Annotated in this window: 24 protein-coding genes; 9 read left to right on the forward strand and 15 right to left on the reverse strand. The window is 62.6% G+C overall.

All coding sequences use genetic code 11. The features are described 5' to 3' along the window. Positions 1–48 precede the first annotated feature (48 nt). The 5 genes from ABOA88_RS06630 to rplU form a co-directional block, all read right to left on the reverse strand. Positions 49–492, reverse strand: coding sequence for a CreA family protein (locus tag ABOA88_RS06630; protein WP_196169841.1), 444 nt, complete (start codon positions 490–492; stop codon positions 49–51). Positions 493–514: 22 nt separating this feature from the next. Next, entirely contained in the window at positions 515–1,633 is a 1,119-nt protein-coding gene (proB, locus tag ABOA88_RS06635; RefSeq protein WP_043208477.1) for a glutamate 5-kinase, read from the reverse strand. Between the two features lie 87 nt (positions 1,634–1,720). After that, the gene (gene cgtA, locus ABOA88_RS06640; protein WP_196169791.1) at positions 1,721–2,944 is read right to left on the reverse strand and encodes an Obg family GTPase CgtA; all 1,224 of its coding nucleotides are present in this window, start codon (positions 2,942–2,944) and stop codon (positions 1,721–1,723) included. A gap of 188 nt (positions 2,945–3,132) precedes the next feature. Next, positions 3,133–3,390 carry a 50S ribosomal protein L27 gene (gene rpmA, locus ABOA88_RS06645; protein WP_043208473.1) on the reverse strand — a complete coding sequence of 86 codons (258 nt, stop codon included), beginning with the start codon at positions 3,388–3,390 and terminating at the stop codon, positions 3,133–3,135. A 37-nt stretch (positions 3,391–3,427) separates the two neighbouring features. After that, positions 3,428–3,742: a 50S ribosomal protein L21 gene (gene rplU / locus ABOA88_RS06650; protein WP_003247466.1), complete on the reverse strand. Its 315-nt coding sequence runs from the start codon at positions 3,740–3,742 to the stop codon at positions 3,428–3,430. 246 nt (positions 3,743–3,988) lie between these two features. On the opposite strand from rplU, the gene ABOA88_RS06655 reads away from it, so the two are divergent. The 3 genes from ABOA88_RS06655 (at position 3,989) to ABOA88_RS06665 (ending at position 5,848) form a co-directional block, all read left to right on the forward strand. Then, entirely contained in the window at positions 3,989–4,957 is a 969-nt protein-coding gene (locus ABOA88_RS06655) for a polyprenyl synthetase family protein (protein WP_070092742.1), read from the forward strand. 161 nt (positions 4,958–5,118) lie between these two features. Then, positions 5,119–5,460: a zinc ribbon domain-containing protein YjdM gene (locus tag ABOA88_RS06660; protein ID WP_043208469.1), complete on the forward strand. Its 342-nt coding sequence runs from the start codon at positions 5,119–5,121 to the stop codon at positions 5,458–5,460. Between the two features lie 142 nt (positions 5,461–5,602). Beyond that, on the forward strand, positions 5,603–5,848 hold the full coding sequence (locus ABOA88_RS06665; RefSeq protein ID WP_196169792.1) for a PA4570 family protein: 246 nt from the start codon (positions 5,603–5,605) through the stop codon (positions 5,846–5,848). Positions 5,849–5,963: 115 nt separating this feature from the next. Here ABOA88_RS06665 and ABOA88_RS06670 read toward each other — a convergent pair whose 3' ends face one another. The 5 genes from ABOA88_RS06670 to ABOA88_RS06690 form a co-directional block, all read right to left on the reverse strand. Further along, positions 5,964–6,581 carry an FKBP-type peptidyl-prolyl cis-trans isomerase gene (locus ABOA88_RS06670; RefSeq protein WP_196169793.1) on the reverse strand — a complete coding sequence of 206 codons (618 nt, stop codon included), beginning with the start codon at positions 6,579–6,581 and terminating at the stop codon, positions 5,964–5,966. Positions 6,582–6,674: 93 nt separating this feature from the next. Beyond that, positions 6,675–6,980, reverse strand: coding sequence for a DUF6482 family protein (locus ABOA88_RS06675; RefSeq protein WP_196169794.1), 306 nt, complete (start codon positions 6,978–6,980; stop codon positions 6,675–6,677). Positions 6,981–7,118: 138 nt separating this feature from the next. Further along, positions 7,119–7,607, reverse strand: coding sequence for a TIGR00645 family protein (locus tag ABOA88_RS06680; protein ID WP_043208460.1), 489 nt, complete (start codon positions 7,605–7,607; stop codon positions 7,119–7,121). 164 nt (positions 7,608–7,771) lie between these two features. Further along, a complete protein-coding gene (locus tag ABOA88_RS06685; RefSeq protein ID WP_043208458.1) occupies positions 7,772–8,110 on the reverse strand; it encodes a PA4575 family protein in 339 nt (112 codons plus the stop codon). A 162-nt stretch (positions 8,111–8,272) separates the two neighbouring features. Next, positions 8,273–10,711 carry a Lon protease family protein gene (locus ABOA88_RS06690; RefSeq protein WP_196169795.1) on the reverse strand — a complete coding sequence of 813 codons (2,439 nt, stop codon included), beginning with the start codon at positions 10,709–10,711 and terminating at the stop codon, positions 8,273–8,275. A 264-nt stretch (positions 10,712–10,975) separates the two neighbouring features. Here ABOA88_RS06690 and ABOA88_RS06695 point away from each other — a divergent pair, with 264 nt between their 5' ends. The 4 genes from ABOA88_RS06695 to ABOA88_RS06710 all read left to right on the forward strand — a co-directional run bounded on the left by ABOA88_RS06695 (position 10,976) and on the right by ABOA88_RS06710 (position 14,468). Continuing rightward, positions 10,976–11,464 carry a DUF3015 domain-containing protein gene (locus ABOA88_RS06695; protein ID WP_043208451.1) on the forward strand — a complete coding sequence of 163 codons (489 nt, stop codon included), beginning with the start codon at positions 10,976–10,978 and terminating at the stop codon, positions 11,462–11,464. Between the two features lie 80 nt (positions 11,465–11,544). After that, positions 11,545–13,398 (forward strand): Lnb N-terminal periplasmic domain-containing protein, encoded by a 1,854-nt coding sequence (locus ABOA88_RS06700; protein ID WP_196169796.1) that lies wholly within the window; start codon positions 11,545–11,547, stop codon positions 13,396–13,398. 149 nt (positions 13,399–13,547) lie between these two features. Continuing rightward, a complete protein-coding gene (locus tag ABOA88_RS06705; protein WP_196169797.1) occupies positions 13,548–13,904 on the forward strand; it encodes a hypothetical protein in 357 nt (118 codons plus the stop codon). 66 nt (positions 13,905–13,970) lie between these two features. After that, positions 13,971–14,468, forward strand: coding sequence for a GreA/GreB family elongation factor (locus tag ABOA88_RS06710; protein WP_196169798.1), 498 nt, complete (start codon positions 13,971–13,973; stop codon positions 14,466–14,468). A gap of 98 nt (positions 14,469–14,566) precedes the next feature. Here the strand turns inward: ABOA88_RS06710 and gdhA are convergent, their stop codons facing one another. The 3 genes from gdhA to ABOA88_RS06725 all read right to left on the reverse strand — a co-directional run bounded on the left by gdhA (position 14,567) and on the right by ABOA88_RS06725 (position 18,496). Beyond that, positions 14,567–15,907, reverse strand: coding sequence for an NADP-specific glutamate dehydrogenase (gene gdhA / locus ABOA88_RS06715; protein WP_196169799.1), 1,341 nt, complete (start codon positions 15,905–15,907; stop codon positions 14,567–14,569). Between the two features lie 291 nt (positions 15,908–16,198). After that, on the reverse strand, positions 16,199–17,866 hold the full coding sequence (gene ettA, locus ABOA88_RS06720) for an energy-dependent translational throttle protein EttA (RefSeq protein ID WP_196169800.1): 1,668 nt from the start codon (positions 17,864–17,866) through the stop codon (positions 16,199–16,201). A gap of 225 nt (positions 17,867–18,091) precedes the next feature. Next, positions 18,092–18,496 carry a hypothetical protein gene (locus ABOA88_RS06725; RefSeq protein WP_196169801.1) on the reverse strand — a complete coding sequence of 135 codons (405 nt, stop codon included), beginning with the start codon at positions 18,494–18,496 and terminating at the stop codon, positions 18,092–18,094. A 241-nt stretch (positions 18,497–18,737) separates the two neighbouring features. Between ABOA88_RS06725 and ABOA88_RS06730 the strand changes: the two genes are divergently transcribed. Together ABOA88_RS06730 and glyA are read left to right on the forward strand one after the other, a co-directional pair. After that, positions 18,738–22,562 (forward strand): sensor domain-containing protein, encoded by a 3,825-nt coding sequence (locus ABOA88_RS06730; RefSeq protein ID WP_367851344.1) that lies wholly within the window; start codon positions 18,738–18,740, stop codon positions 22,560–22,562. Between the two features lie 225 nt (positions 22,563–22,787). Further along, a complete protein-coding gene (glyA, locus tag ABOA88_RS06735) occupies positions 22,788–24,041 on the forward strand; it encodes a serine hydroxymethyltransferase (RefSeq protein ID WP_367851342.1) in 1,254 nt (417 codons plus the stop codon). Positions 24,042–24,150: 109 nt separating this feature from the next. On the opposite strand, the gene yjiA is transcribed toward glyA, so the two are convergent. Both yjiA and ABOA88_RS06745 read right to left on the reverse strand, forming a co-directional pair. Then, positions 24,151–25,128, reverse strand: a complete 978-nt coding sequence (yjiA, locus tag ABOA88_RS06740; RefSeq protein ID WP_367851341.1) for a GTPase — start codon at positions 25,126–25,128, stop codon at positions 24,151–24,153. A 193-nt stretch (positions 25,129–25,321) separates the two neighbouring features. Beyond that, complete coding sequence (locus ABOA88_RS06745; protein ID WP_008094130.1) at positions 25,322–25,519, reverse strand: YbdD/YjiX family protein; 198 nt, start codon at positions 25,517–25,519, stop codon at positions 25,322–25,324. Between the last annotated feature and the right edge of the window lies 1 nt (position 25,520).

Here is a 25,520-nt window from a genome sequence, read left to right on the forward strand (position 1 = left end):
TGACAGCCGAGGATGGGAGGCCGAAGCCTCCCGGCGGTCAATCAGGTATCACTGCGCCCACGGCAGGATAGGAATTGCCGTTACCGCATTCTGCGGGCTACCTTCTATCATCCGGTCGCTGTACACCAGGTACACCAGCGTGTTGCGCTTCTTGTCCAGAAAGCGCACCACCTGCATGGTCTTGAACACCAGCGAGGTGCGCTCCTTGAACACTTCCTCGCCGTCCTTGAGCTCACCCTTGAAGTTGATCGGACCGACCTGACGGCAGGCGATCGACGCTTCCGCGCGGTCTTCGGCCAGGCCCAGCCCACCTTTCACACCACCCGTCTTGGCCCGCGACAGGTAGCAGGTCACACCCTCGACCTTCGGATCGTCGAACGCCTCGACCACAATGCGGTCGTTCGGCCCGATGAACTTGAACACAGTGGACACCTGGCCGATTTCATCGGCTCCGGCCAACATCGGCAGCGTCAAAGCCGCCACGGCAATCATCTTTTTAAGCACACCCGCCTCCTCAGACCAGCACCAGGTTGTCGCGGTGCACCAGCTCCGGCTCGGCGCTGTAGCCCAGCAGGCTCTCGATGGCATCGGAAGGCTGACCAATGATCTTCTGCGCCTCCAGGGCGCTGTAGTTGGCAAGGCCACGGGCCACTTCACGGCCATCGGGCCCCACGCAGACCACCATCTCGCCACGACGGAAGCTGCCCTGCACGGTCTTCACGCCGACCGGCAGCAGGCTCTTGTTCGATTCGCGCAAGGCCTTCACGGCGCCGTCGTCCAGCACCAGGGTCCCGCGGGTTTGCAGATGGCCAGCCAGCCACTGCTTGCGCGCGGCGAGCATGCCGCGCTCGGGCGACAGCAGGGTCCCCAGGCGCTCGCCGGCCTTCAGGCGGTCCAGGACACGCTCGATGCGGCCACCGATGATGATGGTATGGGCGCCGGAACGGGCCGCCAGGCGCGCGGCACGCAGTTTGGTCTGCATGCCGCCACGGCCGAGGGCACCACCGGTACCGCCAGCAACGGCATCGAGCGACGGATCATCGGCGCGAGCCTCATAGATCAGCTGCGCCTGCGGGTTATTGCGTGGGTCGGCGTCGAACATGCCGTCGCGGTCGGTGAGGATCACCAGCAGGTCGGCTTCCACCAGGTTGGCCACCAGGGCGGCCAGGGTGTCGTTGTCGCCGAAACGGATCTCGTCGGTGACCACGGTGTCGTTCTCGTTGATCACCGGGACCACACCCAGGTCGACCAAGGTACGCAGGGTGCTGCGTGCATTGAGGTAACGCTTGCGGTCGGAAAGGTCATCATGGGTCAGAAGAATTTGCGCGGTGTGCTTGCCGTGCTCGCCGAAGCTCGACTCCCACGCCTGCACCAGGCGCATCTGGCCAATGGAAGCGGCAGCCTGCAGCTCGTTCATCGCGCTCGGTCGCGAGGTCCAGCCCAGCTGGCTCATGCCCGCCGCCACGGCCCCGGAGGAGACCAGCACCAATTCCACACCTGCTTCCCGCAGTGCGACCATCTGCTCGACCCAGACGGCCATGGCACCGCGGTCGAGGCCTTTGCCATCCGCCGTCAGCAGGGCGCTGCCGATCTTCACGACCCAGCGCTTGGCGCCCGTCACCTTGCTTCGCATCTTCTCTTCCAACCTATGTCGAATCTGTAGATACCGTAGATACAAAAACGCCGCTCGTTTGAGCGGCGTTTAGTGTACTGCAACCGATCAGTCGCGCACGTAAATGATTTCCGGACCGTCTTCGTCGTCCTCGAAATCATCCCAGTCATCGTCGTCGCCGATGTCGTGCACGCTCTTGACGCCGGTGCGGCGCAGCGTACGCGCGTCATCCAGCGCCTGCAGCTGGGCACGGGCTTCATCTTCGATACGCTGGTCGAGCTCGGCCAGTTCTTCGGCGTAGGCCGGGTCGTTGGCCAGGCGGTCGGCGCGATCTTCCAGGTAACGCATCAGGTCGTGGCTGAGCTGCTCGGTGCCCTGCTTGGCAATGGCCGAAATCACGTAGACCGGACCATCCCAGTTCAAGCGCTCTACGACTTCCTTGACGCGCTCTTCGCGCTCCTCGTCCATGATCATGTCAGCCTTGTTCAGCACCAGCCAACGCTCACGATCGACCAAAGCCGGGCTGAACTGCGCCAGCTCGTTGAGGATGATTTCAGCGGCATCGGCCGGGCTGCTGCCGTCCAGCGGCGCCAGGTCGACCAGGTGCAACAGCACACGGGTGCGCGCCAGATGCTTGAGGAAGCGGATACCCAGGCCGGCGCCGTCGGATGCACCTTCGATCAGGCCCGGGATGTCGGCGATGACGAAGCTCTTCCAGCGGTCGACGCTGACCACACCCAGGTTCGGCACCAGGGTGGTGAACGGGTAGTCGGCGACCTTCGGCTTGGCTGCGGAAACCGCACGAATGAAGGTGCTCTTGCCCGCATTCGGCAAACCCAGCAGACCGACGTCGGCCAGGACTTTCAGCTCCATCTTCAGGTCGCGCTGCTCACCCGGCTTGCCTGGCGTGGTCTGACGCGGCGCACGGTTGGTGCTGGACTTGAAACGGGTGTTGCCCAGGCCGTGCCAGCCGCCCTGGGCGACCATCAGCTTCTGTCCCGGGGTGACCAGGTCGCCGATCACTTCCTGGGTCGAGGCGTCGATCACAGTGGTGCCGACCGGCACACGCAGGAACAGGTCCTCACCCTTCTTGCCGGTGCAGTCGGTGCTGCCACCGTTCTGACCACGCTGGGCTTCGTGGTGGCGGGTGTAGCGGTAGTCAACCAGGGTGTTGAGGTTCTCATCGGCAACCATGTACACCGAACCGCCGTCGCCACCATCACCACCGTTGGGACCACCGTTCTCGATGAACTTCTCGCGGCGGAAGCTCATGCAACCATTGCCGCCGTCACCGGCCTTGACCCGGATCGATACTTCGTCAACAAACTTCATAAAAACCGCCTCTCGTCTTCCGACGAGCTGAATGACTCAATTACATGAGGCTCTTGCAAAAATGAGCGCGGCGGCCCCGTACGACCGTAGAAACCCACGCCGGCAGCCCATACAAACAGCTTTGCAAGAGGCTCACCACAAACGAAAAAGCCCCGTCGCATGACGGGGCTTCTCCAGCGACAGCGCGATTAGGCCGCGACGACGCTTACGTAACGACGACCGAACTCGCCTTTCTTCTCGAACTTGATCACGCCTTCGATCTTGGCGAACAGGGTGTGATCCTTGCCCATACCAACGCCGTAGCCGGCGTGGAATTCGGTGCCGCGCTGGCGGACGATGATGTTGCCTGGCTTGATAACCTGGCCACCATACATCTTCACGCCAAGGCGTTTCGATTCTGAGTCGCGACCGTTACGAGTACTACCACCAGCCTTTTTGTGTGCCATGGTTCAATTCTCCAATAAATTCAGGGGATCGGGGCGATTAAGCCTGGATACCGGTGATTTTGATTTCGGTGAACCACTGGCGGTGGCCCATGCGCTTCATGTGGTGCTTACGACGACGGAACTTGATGATGCGAACCTTGTCGTGACGGCCTTGCGAAACGACTTCAGCCACAACCTTGGCACCTGCGACGACTGGAGCGCCGATGGTGACTTCTTCGCCGTTGGCGACCAGCAGAACGCGATCGAAGGTCACGGATTCGCCAGTAGCGACTTCCAGCTTCTCGATCTTGAGGAATTCACCTTCAGCGACTTTGTACTGCTTGCCGCCGGTAACGATTACTGCGTAAGACATTGGGTATTTCTCCGATAATCCTGCTCACCCAGCGCTTTATATGATGAGTATTGGCTGGCATGGCTGCACTGGGCTGGAACGGCCCGGTGCAATTGCGTAAGGCAGGTGCTGCCCAGGAAGTTAGGGTGCGCGATTGTACGCAACCCAATAAATGCTTGCAAGTGGCGGCCAGGGGCCACGGGCACCGCGCCTTGACACACCGGGACCCGCGACCTAGCATGCCGCGCAACCTCAATGGAGCAGCCGATGCAACCCCAAACCTTCTACCGCGCGGTAGCTGACGATTTCAGCGCCGTCGACGAGATCATCAAGAAGCAGCTGACCTCGCGCGTGCCGCTGGTATCGAAGATCGGCGACTATATCACGTCCGCTGGCGGCAAGCGCCTGCGCCCACTGCTGGTGCTGCTGTGCGGCAAGGCCCTGGGCCGTGAAGGCGACGACCTACGCTTGCTGGCGGCGACCATCGAGTTCCTGCACACCGCCACCCTGCTGCACGACGACGTGGTCGACATGTCCGGCATGCGTCGTGGCCGTTCCACCGCCAACGCCCTGTGGGGCAACGCCCCGAGCGTGCTGGTCGGCGACTTCCTCTATTCGCGTTCGTTCGAGATGATGGTCGAGCTGGGCTCGATGCCAGTCATGCAGATCCTCTCCAAGGCCACCCGGGTGATCGCCGAGGGCGAAGTGCTGCAACTGTCGCGAGTTCGCGATGCCAGCACCACCGAAGAAGTCTACATGGATGTCATCCGTGGCAAGACCGCGATGCTGTTCGAGGCCTCCACCCACAGCGCCGCTGCACTGGCTGGCGCCAGCGACGAGCAGCGCGAAGCCCTGCGCACCTTCGGCGACCACCTGGGCGTGGCCTTCCAACTGGTCGACGACCTGCTGGACTACAAGGGCGACTCGCAGACCCTGGGCAAGAACGTCGGCGACGACCTGGCCGAGGGCAAGCCAACCCTGCCGCTGATCTACACCATGCGCGAAGGCACCGCCGAACAGGCCGCCCTGGTACGCCAGGCGATCCAGAAAGGCGGTATCGAGGACCTGGAGCAGATCCGCGTCGCCGTGGAAGCCTCCGGCGCCCTGGACTATACCGCCCAGCTGGCCCGTGACTACGTCAAGCGCGCCATCGAATGCCTGGAAGTGCTGCCCGCCAGCGAATACCGTGACGCACTGATCGAACTGAGCGAATTCGCGGTAGCCCGTACCCACTAAGCTCGCATCGCCCTCATTCGCGGGTAACACGGCTCCCACAGATTGCACCGCGTCTGTGGGAGTCGGGTTACCCGCGAATGCATTTGCACAGGCAAAACACACTATCCGATCAAAACCTTATACAATGTGGGCCTTAATCCCGCTTGTCTTGAGGAACCCCTGTGAGCACTTTGCCACCTTGCCCCAAATGCAACTCCGAATACACCTATGAGGATGGCACTCAGCTGATCTGCCCTGAATGCGCCCACGAGTGGTCGGCCAACGGCGAAGCCGAAGCCGCCAGCGACGACGTGGTGAAAAAGGATTCGGTCGGCAATGTCCTGCAGGACGGCGATACCGTCACCGTCATCAAGGACCTCAAGGTCAAAGGATCTTCCCTGGTGGTGAAGGTCGGCACCAAGGTCAAGAACATCCGCCTGTGCGATGGCGACCACGATATCGACTGCAAGATCGACGGCATCGGCGCCATGAAGCTGAAGTCCGAGTTCGTGCGCAAGGTCTGACCCGCACACCGGGGCCGCCACCCAGGCGGCCCCGTCAGCTCAACAAGCCCCTACCCCGCCCGGAAGAAAACTTCCAATAGGGACTTGCCATTCTCGTAATAAGAATTATTCTCATTGGAACCGCATTCCAAGGAGAACAGCCATGACCTATCTGATCGATGCCTGGCTCGACCGGCCCCACCCCTACCTGCGCATTCTGCATCGCGAAACAGGCGAAGTCTGTGCCGTGCTCGAGCAAGACGCGCTCGATGAACTGCGCGACCAGGGCGACCTGGACCTCAATGGCCTGAATTCAAGCGAGCCGGGAGTGCTCAAGGAGTTGGTGCGAAATCTGTTTCTGTATTGCTATGCACGGGCATTGCGCCCGGGGGGAACAGAGTGGAGCTGATACCGTCTCGGCAGACGCCACCGCAAGCTTCGCCGACTCCCGCACGCGCTGAATGCAAGGCACCTGCGGGAGCGGGCTTGTCCCGCGATTGGGCCGCAATGCGGCCCCAGCGGCATTACAGAACGTCGAGCAGTTCGACGTCGAACACCAGTACGCTGTGCGGCGGGATGCTGCCGACGCCTTGGGCGCCATAGGCCAGCTCGCTCGGCACGTACAGACGCCATTTGCTGCCGGCGTTCATCAGTTGCAGGGCCTCGGTCCAGCCCGCGATGACACCACCGACCGGGAATTCAGCCGGCTGGCCACGATCGTAGGAGCTGTCGAACACAGTGCCGTCGATCAGGGTGCCATGGTAGTGGGTACGCACGTTGTCTTCGCGAGTCGGCTTGGCGCCTTCGCCTGCGGTCAGGACTTCGTACTGCAGGCCCGACGCCAGGGTGACGATGCCATCACGCTTGGCGTTATCGACCAGGAACTGCTTGCCAGCGGCAGCAGCAGCTTCGGCCTTGGCAGCCGCTTCGGCTTGCATCAGTTCACGGATGACCTTGAAGCTGGCCGACAGGTCGGCTTCGCTGACACGGCTCTCGGCACCGTTGAACGCGTCGGTCAGGCCGGCCAGGATGGCGTCCAGGCTGACGCCTGGTGGCGGGTTGTCACGCAGTTGACCGCCCAGCTGACGGCCAATGCCATAGCTGACGCGCGTTTCGTCGGTGCTCAGGTTCAGTTCGGACATTTCACTCTCCGCTTGAGGGCGAAGGAAATCCGCCCTGCATGAAAAAGGGCAAGAAGCCTAGCACACAGCGGCGCAGTGATTCAGCTATCAGGGCTACCAAGCCGAACGCTGGGAGATCGGCACCTTCAAGTCCTCTTCCGGATGCGAGCCCATTCCGCACATTTCGTCCTGGACCGACCAGTGCACCAGGTTCATCGACAGCATCGGCAAAGCGTTGAGCAATTGCCGCGCATCCTCTACCGAATGCACCCGCAGCCGTTCGCCACGGCCATCTGCCAGCGGGTGGGCATGGCCCTGGACCCGGGCCTCGAGCAGGTAATCACCGCCTTCGATGGCGATCAGGTTGAGTTCTTCGACATGGCCAGCCCTGGCTTCGACATTGAGCTGATGCAGGTTCATGAGAGCACCTCACAAGTGGGAACCACGCATGACTGCTCATTTTTTGTACACCCAGTGAAAAATCACAAGCCATGAACGCAACCGCCCGTCCGTTTGGCAACGGACGGGCGGCGGCTAGATACTCGGCAACGGCGTCGATCAGTGCTTGGTGAGCTTGTCCAGGTAACCCATGACGAACGCCGAGACCACGAAGGTCATGTGGATGATCACATACCACATCAGGTAGTCGGTGGAGATGTTCTGGGCATCCATGAACACCCGCAGCAGATGGATCGAGGAGATTGCCACGATGGAGGCCGCGACTTTCATCTTCAGCGAAGAAGAATCCATCTTGCCCAGCCAGTTGAGCTTCTCTTTGTTGTCGTCGATGTCCAACTGCGAGACGAAGTTTTCGTAGCCAGAGATCATCACCATCACCAGCAGGCCGCCGACCAGCGACATGTCGATCAGCGACAGGATCACCAGGATCAGGTCGGCTTCACTCAGCGCGAAGACATTGGGCAGGACGTGGATGACTTCCTGGAAGAATTTCAGCGCCAGGGCCAGCAGGCCCAGGGACAGGCCGAAATAGATCGGAGCGAGCAGCCAGCGCGAGGCATACATCGCATTTTCAAGGATACGTTCCATGGGGAGATAGAGACTCGTCAGATGGCGAAAAAACGAGCGCGAGTATAGCTACCCCTCCAGGACAGCAAAAGCCTGGAGCCCAGAGCGTCGCGGGCAACCGCCCCCACAGGTGGAAGCGGTACCCACCATGCGCCAGGCAGCCGAACGCAACGACTGCCTCGCCATCAGGTCTCAGGATGGAACTGGTAATCCCCCAGGTTGCGACAGCGCTCGCCATTGATCCGCCGCAACTGCGCTTGCAGGTGCAGGCACCAGATCTGCGGGTCGTCAGCGACCTGATAACCATGCAAGGTCAGGCTGTCGACGATGGCATTGAGCACCGACTCGGCGACCAGCGGACCATGGAACGGCCCTTGAGCCTTGATGGCCGACGGTTGCTCTCCCTCCATCCCGGCAGCGAAGAGCAAGGTCCACATCCCCGTGTCGCCGGCCAGCGGACGGATACTGCATTCGATACGCGTCACCAGGCCCAGGCACTGGCGAGTGAGGCTGAGGTTGCGCATGGCGGCGTCCCCTCTGTGAAGCCTTGTTCAGCCCGAAAACTTCAGGCTGTCTCCATCCTGAACGCTGATACCGTCCTAAGTTCCAGCATAGAAGACACGCGCAAAAAGATGGAAAACCGGCGCTGAACGGTAGCCATTTGCCTCCAGCGCCGGTTTATTGACTCAAGCAGGATTCGCTTGGGCAACCACCTCCTCCATGCGCTCTTTCTCAGCTTCCTTGATGTCTTCCTCGCTGATCATCTCGGCAATCACCCGCAAGCGCTCGACCACCCGCGCATTGACGCTGCCCTCAGGGAACTGGCCCTTCTCGTCAGGTGCCCCGGCCTCCTCGCCCACCAGCAGGCTCAGGGCCTCGTCGGCCTGGCTCACGGCATAGACGTGGAACCGTCCGGCCTCGACCGCCTGGACCACCCGCTCATCAAGCATCAGCGTGGCGACGTTGGCGCGCGGGATGATCACGCCTTGCTCGCCCGTCAGGCCGCGTGCTTCACAGAGCCGGAAGAAGCCTTCGATCTTCTCGTTGACACCTCCCACCGCCTGCACTTCACCGAACTGGTTGATCGAGCCGGTGATGGCGAAGCACTGCTTGAGCGGAGTGCGGGACAAGGCCGAGATCAAGGTGCAGACTTCGCCGAGCGATGCGCTGTCCCCGTCGACATATCCATAGGACTGCTCCAGCGCGATGCTCGCCGAGATCGCCAGCGGGAACTCCTGGGCATAGCGGCTACCCAGGTAACCGGTGAGGATCATCACGCCCTTGGAGTGAATCGGCTGGCCCAGGTTGACTTCGCGCTCGATGTCGACAATGCCGCTGCCGCCCGGGTAGACGGTGGCGGAGATCCGCGCCGGCATGCCGAACGCCGAATCCCCGACCTCGAGCACGGTCAGGCCGTTGCACTTGCCGATGGCCGCGCCCTCGGTGTCGATCAGGATGATGCCGGCGAGCATGTCGTCGAGCACTCGCTGCGACACCCGCCCGGTGCGCGTGGCCTTGGCCTTGAGGGCGCGTTCGATGTGCCCGGCGTCGGTCATGTCCTCGCTGGCCAGCTGACGGATGAAGTCCGCCTCGCTGACCAGCTGGAACAGGTCACCGATACGCGCCGACAGGCGCGACTGGTTCTCCGCAAGACGGGCGCTGTAGGTGGCCAGCCTTGCCACGGCATCGCTGGTCAGCGGGGCCATGCCTTCCTCATTGGTGCGGGTGCGCAGCAACTGGGCGAACTGCTCGAGGTTCTCGTCGACCATCGGCATGTCTTCGTCGAAGTCCACCAGCACCCGGAACATCTCCTGGAAGTCCGAGTCGTGGTCCTGCAGCGCGTAGTACAGCTGGCGAGAGCCAATGATGACCAGCTTGATGGTGAGCGGGATCATCTGCGGCGTGAGGGTCACGCTGGCGACCCGTCCCAGTTCACCCAGCGGCGATTCCATTTTCAGCTTGCGCGATTGCAGGGCGCGCTTGAGGGCGTCCCAGACGAACGGCTCGCCGAGCATCTTCTCCGCTTCGAGGATCAGGAAGCCGCCATTGGCCCGGTGCAGCGCACCCGGGCGCAGCTGGCGATAGGAGGTATAGAGCGCGCCCTGGTCGGTGCTGTACTCGATACGGCCGAACAGGTTGTCGTAGGTCGGGTGCGGCTCGAACACCATCGGTGCTCCGCCGCTGACATGATGACCGACCACCAGGCTCGGGGCGTATTGCTCCTCGAGCATCTTGCGCGCCACGGCGTCGGTCTTGCTGTCGTCGACCAGTTGCTCCACCACGGTACGCAGCAGGTTCAATTGCATGGACTGCAGGTAAGCGCAGACGGCCGCATTCTCTGCGTATTTTTCAGACAGCGGCGCCAGCAGCGGCTGAAGGGCCAGGGTGATGGTCTCTTCGTTGAGCTGACGCAGCTGGTTGTTCGATTCGCGCTTCCACTGAGGCAGGCTGGCCAGCTCCTCGTTGAGGCGCTCCTCGAGTTCGGCGATGTCCTCGTGGAACTGCTCGCGCACCTCCTCGGGCAGTTGGGCGAACTCGGCCTCGTCCAGGGCCTTGCCATCGGCCATGGGCGTGAAGGCGACGTTGCTGGCGTCGCGATATAGGGCCACGTCCTTTTCCAGAGACGCCCGCTCGATCACGTCCAGGGCGCGGTCATAGCGCTGGTTAAACGCCCGGTCGATCGCGCCTTTCTTCTGTTGGTAGGACGGATGCTCGAACACTGCAGGGAACGTGGCCAGCAGGTTGTCGATCAAGCCGTTCATGTCGGCGATGAATTCATGGGCGCTGCCAGCCGGCAGCTCCAGTGCCCGTGGCTCACGGGTGTCGTCGAAGTTGTTGACGTAGACCCAGTCAGACGGCGTCTGCTGGCGTTTGCCCTCGGCTTTGAGGTAGCGCTTGACGAACGAGAAGCGGCCGGTGCCCGGCTCGCCCATGACATATACGTTATAGCCTGGGCGCGGCATGGCCACGCCGAACTGCAGGGCCTCTACGGCACGTTCCTGGCCCAGGACCCCTCGAAACGGCTCCAGATCGTCGGTGGTGGAAAAGGCAAACTGCTCAGCGGAGAAACGCCGGGTCAGGGCTTCGGGCGCGAGACGCAGGCGCGAGGCGACAGAATCGGGCATTGGGTTTCCTTACTTCGGCGGGGCGGATGAAAGGCATTCTGGCGCTGCCCGCTCGCTGCTTGCAAGGCTTGGCGGGACTTTATGTCGCAGCCCAGCCGATGCGAATGCGCAAGCAATTTTTCGCAATAAATAACGCAACCTTTGGATCGTGCCTAAACTCCAACCTGCGCGGGTGGGCCTATTTGCTTTCCCGACCTGGCAACCGCGTTGCCAGAACCCCTGACCATTGGTACGTCTACTGAAACCGAAAAAGAGAACAAAGCTATGAAACGGATTCTTCTGGGTACTCTGTTCGCCGCTGTTTCGATCAATGCCATGGCGGAAGCGCCGGGTGGCCCGAACTGCGGCTGGGGCAACTTGCTGTTCGAGGGCCAGCGCGGTACACCGGCCCACTTCCTGGCTTCCACCACCAACGGCACTTCCGGCAACGCGACCTTCGGCATGACCTCCGGCACCAACGGCTGCTCGACCAAAGCAGCGCTCACCTATGGCGGCAAGTCCTGGTTCGCCATGAACGGCATGATGAACGAGCTCTCCGAAGACATGGCCCAGGGCCAGGGCGAAGCCCTGACCACCTATGCCGTGGTCCTTGGTGTGGCACCTGAAGACCGCGCGCACTTCGCCGCTGTCACCCACCAGCACTTCAGCGAGATCTTCAGCAGCGCCGACGTCACCGCCGAGACCGTCCACAGCAACACGCTCGCGGTCCTCAAGAGCGACCCACGCCTGGCCAAATACGCAACCGAGGCTTGAGTCCTGCCCTTTCCCGCCCCGGTTTCGGGGCGGGTTCGGTCACTTTCACCTTCGGCATCATCCAGACGTAGTTGCCCGATATGCTCAAACGCCTCGCTTCCCTGGCGCTGGTCGCCAGTGCTCCACTTCATGCCGCGCCACAGCTCGATCAGGCGCGAGTCCAACAACTGGCCTCGACCCCTTACTGGATTGCCCTGGGCCACTACGAGACGGCCAAGCTCGGTGGCTGGCGCAGCTATGTGGACGATGACGCGTTCTTCCTGGCCCCCGATGGCGCCCATCATCCCGATCAGGAGCTCGAGGCAACGGTCCAGGCCCTGTATGCCCCGGCCAGCCTGGGCGACAAGCATGTCCAATGCGTCTTCCCTGCGCGCACCCGCTGGCTGCGCGAGCAACTGCAGCTCACGGACTTGCCACAGCCGAACTGCCAGGAATTCGCCACCTGGTACAAATCCATCGACCCGCACAGCGCCGTGTTGGTGTTTCCGGCGGCCTACCTGAACAGCCCTTCGTCGATGTTCGGCCATACCCTGCTGCGTATCGACCAGTCCAATACCCGCAGCGACGACACCACCCTGCTGAGCTACGCGATCAACTTCGGTGCCTATATCGAAGGCAGCGACAACAGCATCCTCTATGCCTGGAAGGGCCTGATGGGCGGTTACCCCGGCCTGTTCGCACTGATGCCCTACCAGGAAAAACTCTCCGAGTACCGCAGCCTGGAAAACCGCGACCTGTGGGAATACCAGCTGGACCTGACCCCCGAAGAGACCGGGCGTATGGTCGAGCATGTGTGGGAACTCAAACAGATCCAGTTCGATTACTTCTTCTTCGATGAGAACTGCTCCTACCGCCTGCTGGAGTTGCTGCAGGTGGCCCGCCCCAGCCTGGACCTCACCTCGCAGTTCCCGCTGACCGCCATCCCCACCGACACGGTCAAGGCGGTCAAGCAGTCCGGCCTGGTCGCCAGCGTCCATTACCGCCCCTCCCGCGAGCGTGAACTGCTAGCCCGCGCCGAATCCCTGGATCACGACGAAAAGCAGCAGGTGCTGGCCGTCAGTGCCGATACCGCAGAACTGAAGGCCCCCGCCTTCACCGCCCTGCCCCGCGAACGCCAAGCCCTCGTGCAGGACGCCGCCTACCGATTGGAGCGCTATCGCGCCAATGGCCAGGTCCGTGACCCGGCCCAGGCCCGGCGCAGCTTTGAACTGTTGCAGGCGATCAACCGCAACCCGCCACCACCACTGGCAATCGAGCGGCCGGGCTTGCCCGAGGACGGCCATCAGTCACGCACCTGGCAACTGGGCGTCGGCACCCGCGACGACCGCGCCTATGCCGAATACGGCCTGCGCATGGCCTACCATGACCTCAACGACAATGCCTACGGTTTCCCGCTGGGCGCGCAGATCGAGATCCTGCAGCTCAAGCTGCGCCAGTACGAAAACAACGACTGGCAGGTGCAACGCCTGGACCTTGCGACCATCCGTTCCCTGACACCACGCAACGAGCTGCTCCAGCCCTGGTCCTGGCAGGTAGCAGGAGGGCTCGAGCGGGTGCCGGGCAAGCATGACGACGAGGTCCTGGTCAGTCATGTCAACGGTGGCGCCGGTGCCACCTGGCAGTTGGCCGACGGCCTCTTGGGCTTCGCCCTGGGCACGGCGCGGATCGAGCACCACAACGACTTTGCCCAGTTCATCGCCCCGGCGGCAGGCTTCAACGGCGGGCTGTTGTGGCGCAACGGCCTGGGCAACCTGACCCTGGAGGCCAAGGGCGACTACTTCGTCAATGGCGAGGTACGCCGCACCCTGAGCCTCAACCAGCAGTGGGAAATCAGCCAGAACCTTGGGTTGCGGTTAAGCGCCAGCCGCGAGTTCAGCCACCTGGCGACGGCGCAGAACGAGGTGATGCTGGAGTTGAAGTGGTACCACTACTGAGCCGACTCGCTGCCACCGTCTGTGGGAGCGGGTTTACCCGCGAACAGGTCGGCACACCGGGACACTGTGCGACTCATTGACACGGTTTTGACGCCCCACCGACAAATCGCCGCCTAGACTTTCCCGTATCGGTCAGAGGGTAGGTGGTCATGCGTTGGTGTGGGGTCGGGTTGTGGATAACGTTGTCGCTCGCCGGCTGCCAGTCAGCCCACCAGCAAATGATCGACCAGGGCTACCCGCCCGCCTACGCCGATGGTTTCGAAGACGGCTGCAGCAGCGGTCGCCAGGCAGCTGGGCTGATGGTCGGGGGCTTTCGCAAGAACGTGGCGCGGTACCTGCACGAGCGCCAATACGAAACCGGTTGGGACGACGGTTTTCGCCAGTGCAATGCAATGCAGTCCAACGAAGATCTACGCCAGTATCGCGAACGCTATTGGGATGAACGCGACCGGCAATGGCAGCAGGAAAAAGACCGCGACGCCGCACGCGCCTATCGCCGCCAATGAGTCGCAAACGGACAACCCTTGAAACCCGCAAGCTGCCACCATAGTCTCCTGCACAAGGAGGCTTTCATGAGTCGAGCATTCGTCAACGAGGATCAGGCCGCTGCCCAGGCCAGCCAACCGGTGGAGCGACGGGTCAGCGACCAGCCCAACTACGTCACCGCCAGCGGGCTCGCCCAACTGCAGCAACGCGTGGCCGAGCTCAACGCACTGCGCAGCGAGCTCTTGGCCCAGGGCGAGCGCGCCGACAAGCAGCGCCTGGCCGACAGCGAGCGGGATTTACGGTATTTCTCCGCGCGGGTGCAGAGCGCCCAAGTCGTGCCTGCCGCCCACTCCACCGAAAAAGTGCAGATCGGCAGCCGGGTGACCTTCGTCGACGAACACGATCAGCAACACACCGTGCAACTGGTGGGGGAAGACCAGGCCGACGCCACGCATGGCCTGGTCAACTGGGGCTCACCGCTGGGCCGGGCGCTACTAGGCGCGGGGCCAGGGGATGAAGTGCTGTGGCGACGACCGGCGGGGGATCAGTCGATCGAGATCGTCAGCATCGAAGGCGAGCCCTGAAACATCGTGCGCCCTTTTCGCGGGCAAAACCCGCGCCCACAAGGTGGGCGGTAACCTTGCCAGAGCAGGTTTACCCGCGAAAGGGTCGGTGATGGCTTTTAGACCACACCTTGGGCCAGCATGGCATCGGCGACCTTGACGAAGCCAGCGATGTTGGCGCCCTTGACGTAGTTGATGGTGCCATCGGCTTCTTCGCCGTAATGCACGCAAGCGTGATGGATCGACTGCATGATGTTGTGCAGCTTGCTGTCCACTTCACCGGCCGTCCATAGCAGGCGCATGGCGTTCTGCGACATTTCCAGGCCCGAAACCGCCACGCCACCTGCGTTGGAGGCTTTGCCCGGCGCATAGAGGATGCCCGCTTCCAGGAAGATATCCACCGCCTCGAGGGTGGTCGGCATGTTGGCGCCCTCGGCCACGCAGATGCAGCCGTTTTGCAGCAGGGTGCGAGCATCCTCGGCGTTGAGTTCGTTCTGGGTGGCGCATGGCAGCGCGATGTCGCATGGCAGGCTCCATGGCGTCTGGCCTTTGCGGAACTCCAGGCCGTACTGACTGGCCATCTCGCTGATGCGGCCGCGCTTGACGTTCTTGAGTTCCATCAGCGCATCCCACTGCTCGTCGGTCAGGCCGGCTTCGCAGAACAAGGTGCCTTCGGAGTCCGACAGCGAAATAACCTTGCCGCCCAGGTCCATGACCTTGCGCGCGGCGTACTGGGCCACGTTGCCCGAACCGGAGATCGCCACACGGCGGCCATCGATACGCAGATCGCGGCGCTTGAGCATTTCTTCGGCGAAATACACACAGCCGTAACCAGTGGCTTCTGGGCGGATCAGGCTGCCACCATAGGTCATGCCCTTGCCGGTCAGCACCGAGGTGAACTGGTTGGCCAGGCGCTTGTACTGGCCGAACAGGTAGCCGATCTCACGGGCACCGACGCCGATGTCACCGGCCGGAACGTCCAGATCGGCGCCAATGTGACGATACAGCTCGCTCATGAAGGCCTGGCAGAAGCGCATGACTTCAGCATCACTCTTGCCTTTCGGATCGAAGTCCGAGCCACCCTTGCCGCCGCCCATGGGCAGCGAGGTCAGCGAATTCTTGAACACCTGCTCGAAGGCCAGGAACTTGAGCACACCCAGGTTGACCGACGGGTGGAAACGCAGGCCGCCCTTGTACGGGCCGATGGCGCTGCTCATCTGGATGCGGTAGCCGCGGTTGACTTGCACCTTGCCTTGGTCGTCGACCCACGAAACGCGGAACAGTACGGCACGCTCGGGCTCGACCATCCGCTCGAGAATACCGGCCTTGAGGTAGCGGGGGTTGGCTTCGAGGAAAGGCCACAGGCTGCGCAGAACTTCTTCCACGGCCTGGTGGAATTCAGGCTGGGCCGGGTCGCGCTGCTTCAGGCGGGCCAGGAAATCGTCGACGGATTCGATCATGGTAGACATCTCACCAAGAGGATTGGACTTATTGGTTTTTTCCGAGACTTTACCAAGAACCAATCGCACCGGAACAGGGCGATATGTCGTTTTTTTGAAATTTTCTGGTGCAATTTCTATAACTGTATACAAACGGCACCATGCCAATCGGCGCGCTCAAGAGCGCCTTGCACCGCGCCCGGTCTCAACACAAGGCCCTCTTCAACAGCCACGCTCAGGCAACGGCACCTCAGACGCCAGGCACAAAAATGGGGCCCCTGAGGGCCCCATTCTTGTGCAGCGCGTGCCGGCTTACTGGGCCAGCTTCTTGTGCCGTACCCGGTGCGGTTGGGCAGCGGCATCACCCAGGCGCTTCTTGCGGTCGGCTTCGTACTCGGTGTAGTTGCCCTCGAAGAACACCACGTTCGAGTCGTCCTCGTAGGCCAGGATATGAGTGGCCACACGGTCCAGGAACCAACGGTCGTGGGAGATCACGATCGCGGCGCCCGGGAAGTCCAGCAGGGCTTCCTCCAGCGAACGCAGGGTTTCGACGTCGAGGTCGTTGGACGGTTCGTCGAGCAGCAGGACGTTGCCGCCCTCCTTCAGGGTCAGGGCCAGGTGCAGACGGCCACGCTCACCGCCTGAAAGGTCCTTCACGAACTTCTGCTGGTCGCCGCCTTTGAAGTTGAAACGGCCAACGTAGGTACGCGACGGGATTTCGTAGTTGCCGATACGGATCACGTCCGAGCCGTCGGAAACCTGCTGGAACACGGTCTTGCTGCCGTCCAGGTCCTCGCGGCTCTGGTCGACACAGGCCAGTTGCACGGTTTCACCGATCTCGATGCTGCCCGAGTCCGGCTGCTCCTTGCCCATCAGCATGCGGAACAGGGTCGACTTACCGGCACCGTTGCCACCGATCACGCCGACGATGGCGCCCTTGGGCATGGAGAACGACAGGTTGTCGATCAGCACGCGGTCGCCGTAGCCCTTGGTGACGTTCTTGAACTCGATGACTTTGTCGCCCAGGCGCGGACCGGCCGGGATGTAGATCTCGTTGGTCTCGCTGCGCTTCTGGAACTCTTGGGACTGCATCTCCTCGAAACGTGCCAGACGAGCCTTGGACTTGGACTGGCGGGCCTTGGCGCCTTTGCGCACCCACTCCAGTTCTTCCTTCATGGCGCGCTCGTGAGCGCTCTGCTGCTTGGATTCCTGCTCCAGGCGCGCCGACTTGGCTTCCAGCCAGCCCGAGTAGTTGCCTTCGTACGGAATACCGGCGCCACGGTCCAGTTCGAGGATCCAGCCTGCAACGTTGTCCAGGAAGTAACGGTCGTGGGTGATCGCCACCACGGTCCCGGGGAAGTCGTGCAGGAAGTGCTCGAGCCAGGCCACCGAGTCGGCATCCAGGTGGTTGGTCGGTTCGTCCAGCAGCAGCATGTCGGGGGCCGAAAGCAGCAGGCGGCACAGGGCCACACGGCGCTTCTCACCACCGGACAGGTGCTCGATCTTGGCCTCCCATGGCGGCAGACGCAGGGCGTCGGCGGCGACTTCCAGCTGGCGCTCCAGGTTGTGGCCGTCGGAGGCCTGCAGGATCGCTTCGAGCTTGGCCTGCTCGGCAGCCAGCTTGTCGAAGTCGGCATCCGGCTCGGCGTAGGCGGCGTAGACCTCGTCCAGGCGTGCCTGGGCATCCTTGATCACGCTCACCGCTTCCTCGACGACCTCGCGGACGGTCTTGCTCGCGTCCAGCTGCGGCTCCTGGGGCAGGTAGCCGACATTGATGTCCGGCATCGGACGGGCTTCGCCGTCGAACTCCTTGTCGACGCCGGCCATGATGCGCAGCAGGGTCGACTTGCCCGCGCCGTTGAGGCCGAGCACACCGATCTTCGCGCCGGGGAAGAACGACAGGGAGATGTTCTTCAGGATTTCCCGCTTCGGCGGCACGACCTTGCTCAGCCGATGCATGGTGTAGACGTATTGAGCCAAAACCAAGCCCTCTATCAGAAAGGTAAAGACAACGACCCCGGCATGGGCCAGGGGGATGTGTTTACGGGGTGTCGTTGAACAAAGTGGGCCATTCTACGCCAAGTCGTGGCGTTTCACAGATGGCGGGGCGTCGAATGGGTGCATTGAAGGAAGAGTGCTCTGGCGAGGCCGTTCCCCTTCCGTACGCGGGCTGTACCGGAGGGAGCGGCCTGCGCCGAGGCAAACTCAGACGTGAGCTTGTTTGGCCTTGCCGCGTGGCAGGCGGCAACGGTCGTTCTGCTCGGCCAGGCGCGCAGCCCAGGCGGCCTTGACGCTGAAACCGCCGGTGCGTGCCGGCTTGCTCGCGCCTGGTTTGGCGCCACGCTGGGCAACCGGTTTGGCGGCAGGTTTTGCCGAGGGTGCAGCCACGGCAACCGGCTCGGCAGCCGGTTCGACACAGGCCTTGGCCGACTTGCGCAGTTCAGCCAGCGAAGGGCTCTTGCGCACCGCCGCGCTGGTGGCATCTGGCTTTGCCAACGAACGCTGGCAGGACTTGCAGGATACGTCGTCGGTCACGGCAGTGCTGACCAGGGTCTGACTGCTGCGCCCACAGGCGGAATCGAGGCCATTGGTGGAATAGTGAGTAACCAAAACCGTACATCTCCAGAAGCGTTGACTATGAAGCGGCGCGCATTCTCGCACAGCTTGAAGGGTCTTGCCGAACAGGATGTCGACCATCGGCAGCGGACAGAAGAGTGGCACTTCGCCATAATTCAAGGCATGCTAGTCGGCTTGATGCGCCACTCTATAATAGTGCGCCCGGCGATATGCCCAGGCACGCCCCATGCATGTTCAGCCCCTGCCATCGCCAGCCCAATCGCAGGATCAACGCTTGACCAATCTCACTCGATCGCCCTCCCTGCGCCCTGCTGAACCTGCCTCGGCTGGCAATCCGCGGGGCTCGCTCAAAAGCGCCCTGGCCTTGTTGGCCCTGGTCCTGCTGGCGTTGCTGCTGTGGCAATTGTTCTCCCAATACCGCCAAACCCAGGCCGAGCTGCACCGCCAGAGCCTGGCAGCGAGCGCCCAGCTGGCCGATCACCTGAGCCTGAACATGGCCCTGAAGGCCGAACAGGCCGGGAACATTCTCCAGCCTTACGTCAACGCCCCGACACCTGCGGCCTTGCCCGCTGCGCTGCGCGCGGTTCGTGATCGTCTTCCCACCCTGCAACAACTGGCCTGGCTGGACAACGGCGGCAGGGTCGTGGCCGACAGCCTGGCCGGTAGCCCGGACCGTCAATCGATTGACGAGCTGCTGCAATTGATCCAAGGCCGCCCGTACTTCTTCAGCAATACCGCGGACAACCACCAGATCTACCTGCTGCTGCGCCAGCCAGACGACCGCGGCTACTGGTTGTTGCGGCTTGCCCCCCGCTACTACCAGCAACTGTCCGAACACCTCAACGGCACGGGTCACCTCTTGTGGCTGCTGGAAAACAGCCGCAGCGGCAAGGTTCTCGAGCGGCACGGAGCAGTCCCGCAGCCCAGCGAGCCTCTGCAAAGCGTGATGCTGGCCTTCATCGACAACAGTGCCTGGCAACTGCGCGGGCTGTTCGACGCCGAGCAGGCACGTGCCGACCTGCTCCCACCCTTGATCGGAAAATGCCTACTGGTGCTGTTCTGCGCCCTGCTGCCGGTGCTGGCCCTGATCAACCTGCGCCGTCGCCATCGGGCGCTGCAGGAAGACCGTCGTCGCTACCAGGAAATCTTCGAAGGCACGGGCGTGGCATTGTGCGTGCTCGACCTGTCCAGCCTGCCTGGCCAGCTCGACCGCTACCACCTGCGCAACCATGCCGCCCTCAAGCAGAGCCTGGCCCTGGATGCCAATTTGCGCCGCTCGCTGCTGCAAGAGCTGAAGATCACCGAAATCAACGAAGTCGCGCGTCAACTGCTCAACGTGCAATGCCACGAGGGGGCCTGGCAGCGCCTGATCGACGGCAGCGGCGATGGCCGCGAAAGCGTCGGCATGCAGTTGATCGATGCGCTGATCGAGCAACGCAACCTGCTGGAACTGGAAGTGCGTCTGCCCGCGCCCACGAGCGGCGAGCTGCACCTTTGGCTGATGGCCCGCCTGCCCCAGCAGCGCCGGGACTACCAGGCGGTGATCCTGAGCATCAGCGACATCACCCGCCGCAAACAGGTCGAGCTGTCACTGCTCGAACGCGAGAGCTTCTGGTCGGACGTGGTGCGAACCGTTCCCGACCAGTTGTACGTGCAGGATGTGCACAGCCAACGGATCATCTTCAGCAATCGCCATCTCGGCCAGACCCTGGGCTACGACCGCGCCGAGCTTACACAGATGGGGGATCGCTTCTGGGAACTGCTGCTGCATCCGGAGGATGCCGAACACTACGAAGCGCTCCGCCAGCAGCAGCGTGACACCGGTCACGGCCAGACCCTGCATTGCCAACTGCGCTTCCGCCACCGTGACGGCGGCTGGCGCTGCTACGAAATCCGCGAGCAGGTCCTGAGCCGCGAGGCCAATGGCCAGGTGACACGCATCATCGGGGTGGGCAAGGACGTCACGGTGCAGATCGAAGCCAGTGAATCGCTGCGCGACAGCGAGCAGCGCTACCGCATGCTGGCCGAAAGCATCAGCGACGTGATCTTCTCCACCGACAGCCAGTTGCAACTCAACTATGTCAGCCCGTCGGTGCAGGCGGTGCTGGGCTATCAGGCCGACTGGATCTTCGAGCACGGCTGGCAATCGATCGTCGCCAACCCGGCCCAACTCACGGGCGTCTACACCCTGCTCGAGCGGGTCAGCAAGGCATTGCACGACAGCGAGCAGCTGGCCCAACTGCGCAGCCAGTTGCCCACCCAATTGTTCCTGTTCGACTGCCTGCGCGCCGATGGTCGCAAGATTCCCATCGAGCTGCGTCTGGTGCTGGTCTGGGACGAGCACGAACACTTCGAAGGTGTGCTCGGCGTCGGGCGTGACATCAGCCAGCAGCGCCGCGCTGAAAAAGACCTGCGCATGGCCGCAACGGTATTCGAGCATTCCACGTCGGCCATCCTCATCACCGACCCGGCCGGCTATATCGTGCAAGCCAACGAGGCATTCAGCCGAGTCAGCGGCTATGCGGTCAGCGAGGTGCTCGATCAACTGCCCGGCATGCTCACGGTCGACGCCCAGCAAGAGGCGCACCTGCGCTATGTGGTCAAGCAGCTGCATCAACGTGGTAGCTGGGAAGGCGAAGTCTGGCTCAAGCGTCGCAACGGCGAGCACTACCCGGCCTGGGTCGGCATCACCGCCGTGCTCGACGACGAGGGCGACCTGGCCAGCTATGTGTGCTTCTTCACCGACATCAGCGAGCGCAAGGCCAGTGAACAGCGCATCCACCGCCTAGCCTACTACGATGCCCTGACCCACCTGCCCAACCGGACCTTGTTCCAGGATCGCCTGTTCACCGCGTTGCAACAGGCCGAGCGGCACAAGTCATGGGTGGTGTTGATGTTCCTGGACCTGGACCGCTTCAAGCCGATCAACGACTCCCTCGGCCACGCTGCAGGCGATCGCATGCTCAAGGACATGGCCCAGCGCCTGCTGGCCTGCGTCGACGACGACGATACCGTTGCGCGCATGGGCGGCGATGAGTTCACCCTGCTGCTGCAACCCAAGGCCAGCCGCGAAATGGCCCTGAACCGCGCCATTCACGTGGCCGAGAACATCCTCGGCAGCCTGGTGCGCCCGTTCGTCCTGGAAAACCGCGAGTTCTTCGTCACTGCCAGTATCGGCATCGCCCTCAGCCCGCAGGATGGCGGTGAGCTGAGCCAGTTGATGAAGAACGCCGACACCGCGATGTACCACGCCAAGGAGCGCGGCAAGAACAACTTCCAGTTCTACCAGGCCGACATGAACGCCAGCGCCCTGGAGCGCCTGGAGCTGGAAAGCGACCTGCGCCATGCCCTGGAGCAGAACGAATTCATCCTCTACTACCAGCCGCAGTTCAGCGGAGACGGCAAACGCCTGACCGGTGCCGAGGCCCTGCTGCGCTGGCGTCACCCACGTCGAGGCCTGGTTCCACCGGGCGACTTCATCCCGGTCATCGAGGAGTTGGGCCTGGTGGTGGACGTCGGCGACTGGGTGCTGCGAGAAGCCAGCCGCCAGCTCAAGGCCTGGCACAAAGCCAAGCTGCGGGTGCCGAAGGTGTCGGTGAACATCTCGGCGCGCCAGTTCTCCGATGGCCAGTTGGGTACGCGCATCGCCACCATCCTCGAGGAAACCGGACTGCCCCCGGCATGCCTGGAGCTGGAACTGACCGAAAGTATCCTGATGCGCGAAGTCAACGAGGCCATGCAGATCCTGGACAGTCTGAAGAACCTCGGCCTGAGCATCGCGGTCGACGACTTCGGCACCGGCTATTCGTCGCTTAACTACCTGAAGCAGTTCCCCATCGACGTGCTGAAGATCGACCGCACCTTCGTCGATGGCCTGCCGGAAGGCGAGCAGGACGCCCAGATCGCCCGGGCGATCATCGCCATGGCCCACAGCCTGAACCTGGCGGTCATTGCCGAGGGGGTCGAGACCCACGAGCAGCTGGAATTCCTGCGCGAACACGACTGCGACGAAGTGCAAGGCTACCTGTTCGGCCGCCCCATGCCGGCCCACCAGTTCGAGGCGCAGTTCAGCCACGAGACGTTGTTCGTGTTCCAGTGAGCGAGGCGGTTCGCAGGTTTACCCGCAAAAGCGTCGCTTGACCGCCCAGGCCAGCCGCAGGCAAAACCGGACTTTCGAGTCAACCTGCACAGGTGCGCAGCCCAGTCAGGGCGCGGGTTGCAACATGAACCCCATTGGTCTGCTACGTGACACCACTTCATATGCCAGTGGCGAATCAATCGGTTAGAATGCCCACCCAATTCAGCCCGATCCTTGAGGACCGCCATGTTCAGCCGTGATTTGACCATTGCCAAGTACGACGCCGAGCTCTTCGAAGCCATGCAGCAAGAAGCTCTGCGCCAGGAAGAGCACATCGAGCTGATCGCTTCGGAAAACTACACAAGCCCCGCCGTCATGGAAGCCCAGGGCTCGGTACTGACCAACAAGTACGCCGAAGGCTATCCAGGCAAGCGCTACTACGGTGGCTGCGAGTACGTCGACGTCGTCGAGCAACTGGCCATCGACCGTGCCAAGCAGCTGTTCGGCGCCGACTACGCCAACGTCCAGCCGCACGCCGGCTCCCAGGCCAACGCCGCCGTCTACCTGGCCCTGCTGTCGGCCGGTGACACCATCCTGGGCATGAGCCTGGCCCACGGTGGCCACCTGACCCACGGCGCCGCCGTGAGCTCCTCCGGCAAGCTGTACAACGCCATCCAGTACGGCATCGACAGCAACGGCCTGATCGACTACGACGAAGTCGAGCGCCTGGCGGTCGAGCACAAGCCGAAGATGATCGTCGCGGGCTTCTCGGCCTACTCGCAGGTCCTGGACTTCGCCCGCTTCCGCGCCATCGCCGACAAAGTCGGTGCCTACCTGTTCGTCGACATGGCCCACGTTGCCGGCCTGGTCGCCGCAGGCGTCTACCCGAACCCTGTTCCGTTCGCCGACGTGGTCACCACCACCACCCACAAGACCCTGCGCGGTCCACGGGGCGGCCTGATCCTCGCGCGCAAGAACGAAGAAATCGAGAAGAAGCTCAACTCGGCCGTCTTCCCAGGCGCCCAGGGCGGCCCGCTGGAGCACGTCATCGCCGCCAAGGCGATCTGCTTCAAGGAAGCACTGCAGCCTGAGTTCAAGGCTTACCAGCAGCAGGTCGTGAAGAACGCCCAGTCCATGGCCAGTGTGTTCATCGAACGTGGCTTCGACGTCGTTTCCGGCGGCACCCAGAACCACCTGTTCCTGCTGTCGCTGATCAAGCAGGACATCTCCGGTAAGGACGCCGACGCTGCCCTGGGCAAGGCCTTCATCACCGTCAACAAGAACTCGGTCCCGAACGACCCACGCTCCCCGTTCGTCACCTCGGGCCTGCGTTTCGGCACCCCAGCCGTCACCACCCGTGGCTTCAAGGAAGCCGAATGCCGCGAGCTGGCCGGCTGGATCTGCGACATCCTCGCCGACCTGAACAACGAAGCGGTGATCGACGCCGTTCGCGAGAAGGTCAAGGCCATCTGCAAGAAGCTGCCGGTGTACGGCAACTGATCGGCAATCGCCTGATGTGAAAAAGCCCGGCCTTGTGCCGGGCTTTTTCATTGTGCGTAAAACTCACGATGGGTTCAGCTTGCCCAGCGATAAGTCGCTGGATCAGCTGCTAGCCTTGGCTCAACGCCTCGAACCCCGCCCGGATCTTATCTTCCGGCAGCTCATCGGCAATGAACACCATCACGCTTTCCCGCTTCTCTCCCTCGGCCCACTCGGCGTCCCAGTCGAAGCCATACAGCTTGAGCACCCCCTGGAACACCAAGCGGCGGTCCTCACCGGCGATGTTCAGCACGCCTTTGTAACGCAGCAATTGCTTGCCATGGCTTTCCAGCAGCTCGTTCATGAAGTCGCTGAGGCGGTCGATGTCCAGCGGGGTGTCGGTACACAGCACCAGGGTCGAGATACGATCCGGGGTAGCGGGCTTGAGCACCGGTCGCAACGCGGGCTTGAGGTTGGCGCCCAAGTCGGTATTGAGGTTGAAGCCGCGCACATCCAGCAACTCGGCCAAGTCAATGCGGCCATGCTCGACCACGCGAATCGCGGCACGACCGTTGATGCGAGACAGGCGCTGCTCCAAGGCCTTCACGCCCTCAGGCTCGACCAGGTCGGTCTTGCTCAGCAGCAGGCGATCGGCGAAACCGACTTGGGCCTGAGCGATGGCCTGGGTGAGATGCACCTCGGCGTGCGCGGCATCGACCAGGGTGATGATGCCGTCCAGCAGGTAGCGCTCGCGCAGGTCCTCGTCGATGAAGAAGGTCTGTGCCACCGGAGCCGGGTCAGCCAGGCCCGTGCATTCGATCACCAGGCGGTCGAAAGCGATCTCGCCGGCATCCAGGCGCTCGAGCAGCAGGTACAGGGCCTTGGTCAGGTCGGTGTGGATGGTGCAGCACACGCAGCCGTTGGCCAGGGTCATGACCTGTACTGGCTCGTCACCGAGCAGTTGACTGTCGATGCCTGCTTCACTGAACTCGTTTTCGATCACGGCGATCTTCAGACCGTGCTCGGCCTTGAGCATGTGCTTGAGCAGGGTGGTCTTGCCGGCACCGAGAAAGCCGGTCAGCACCGTCACGGGAATAGGCGTTTGCACGCAGTCGTCTCCTGAAGCTGATAAGAATTGCGCGAGGCCTCAAGCAATAAACCTGTGGGAGCAGGCTTGCCTGCGAATGCGCCAGTGAACTCACCGACGCTTTCGCGGGTAAACCCGCTCCCACAGGTTCTGCTACTCAATGAGGGGCGTGATGTTCAATGGGAGGCCGGCAGCCGACCTCCCAGGGGTTGCGTCAACAGCACTTGGGGCCGGACTTGCCACCGTAACGGGCCTCCTGACGCTCACGGAAGAACGCCTCGTAGCTCATCACCGGCTTGTCCGGATGCTTGGTCTGCATATGCTCGACATAGTTGTCGTAGTCAGGCATGCCGACCATCAGGCGGGCTGCCTGGCCTAGGTACTTACCCAGTCGACCCAGGTCGTTGAACATC

The sequence above is a fragment of the Pseudomonas sp. PKS genome, assembly GCF_051913525.1.
GTDB lineage: Bacteria > Pseudomonadota > Gammaproteobacteria > Pseudomonadales > Pseudomonadaceae > Aquipseudomonas > Aquipseudomonas guariconensis_D.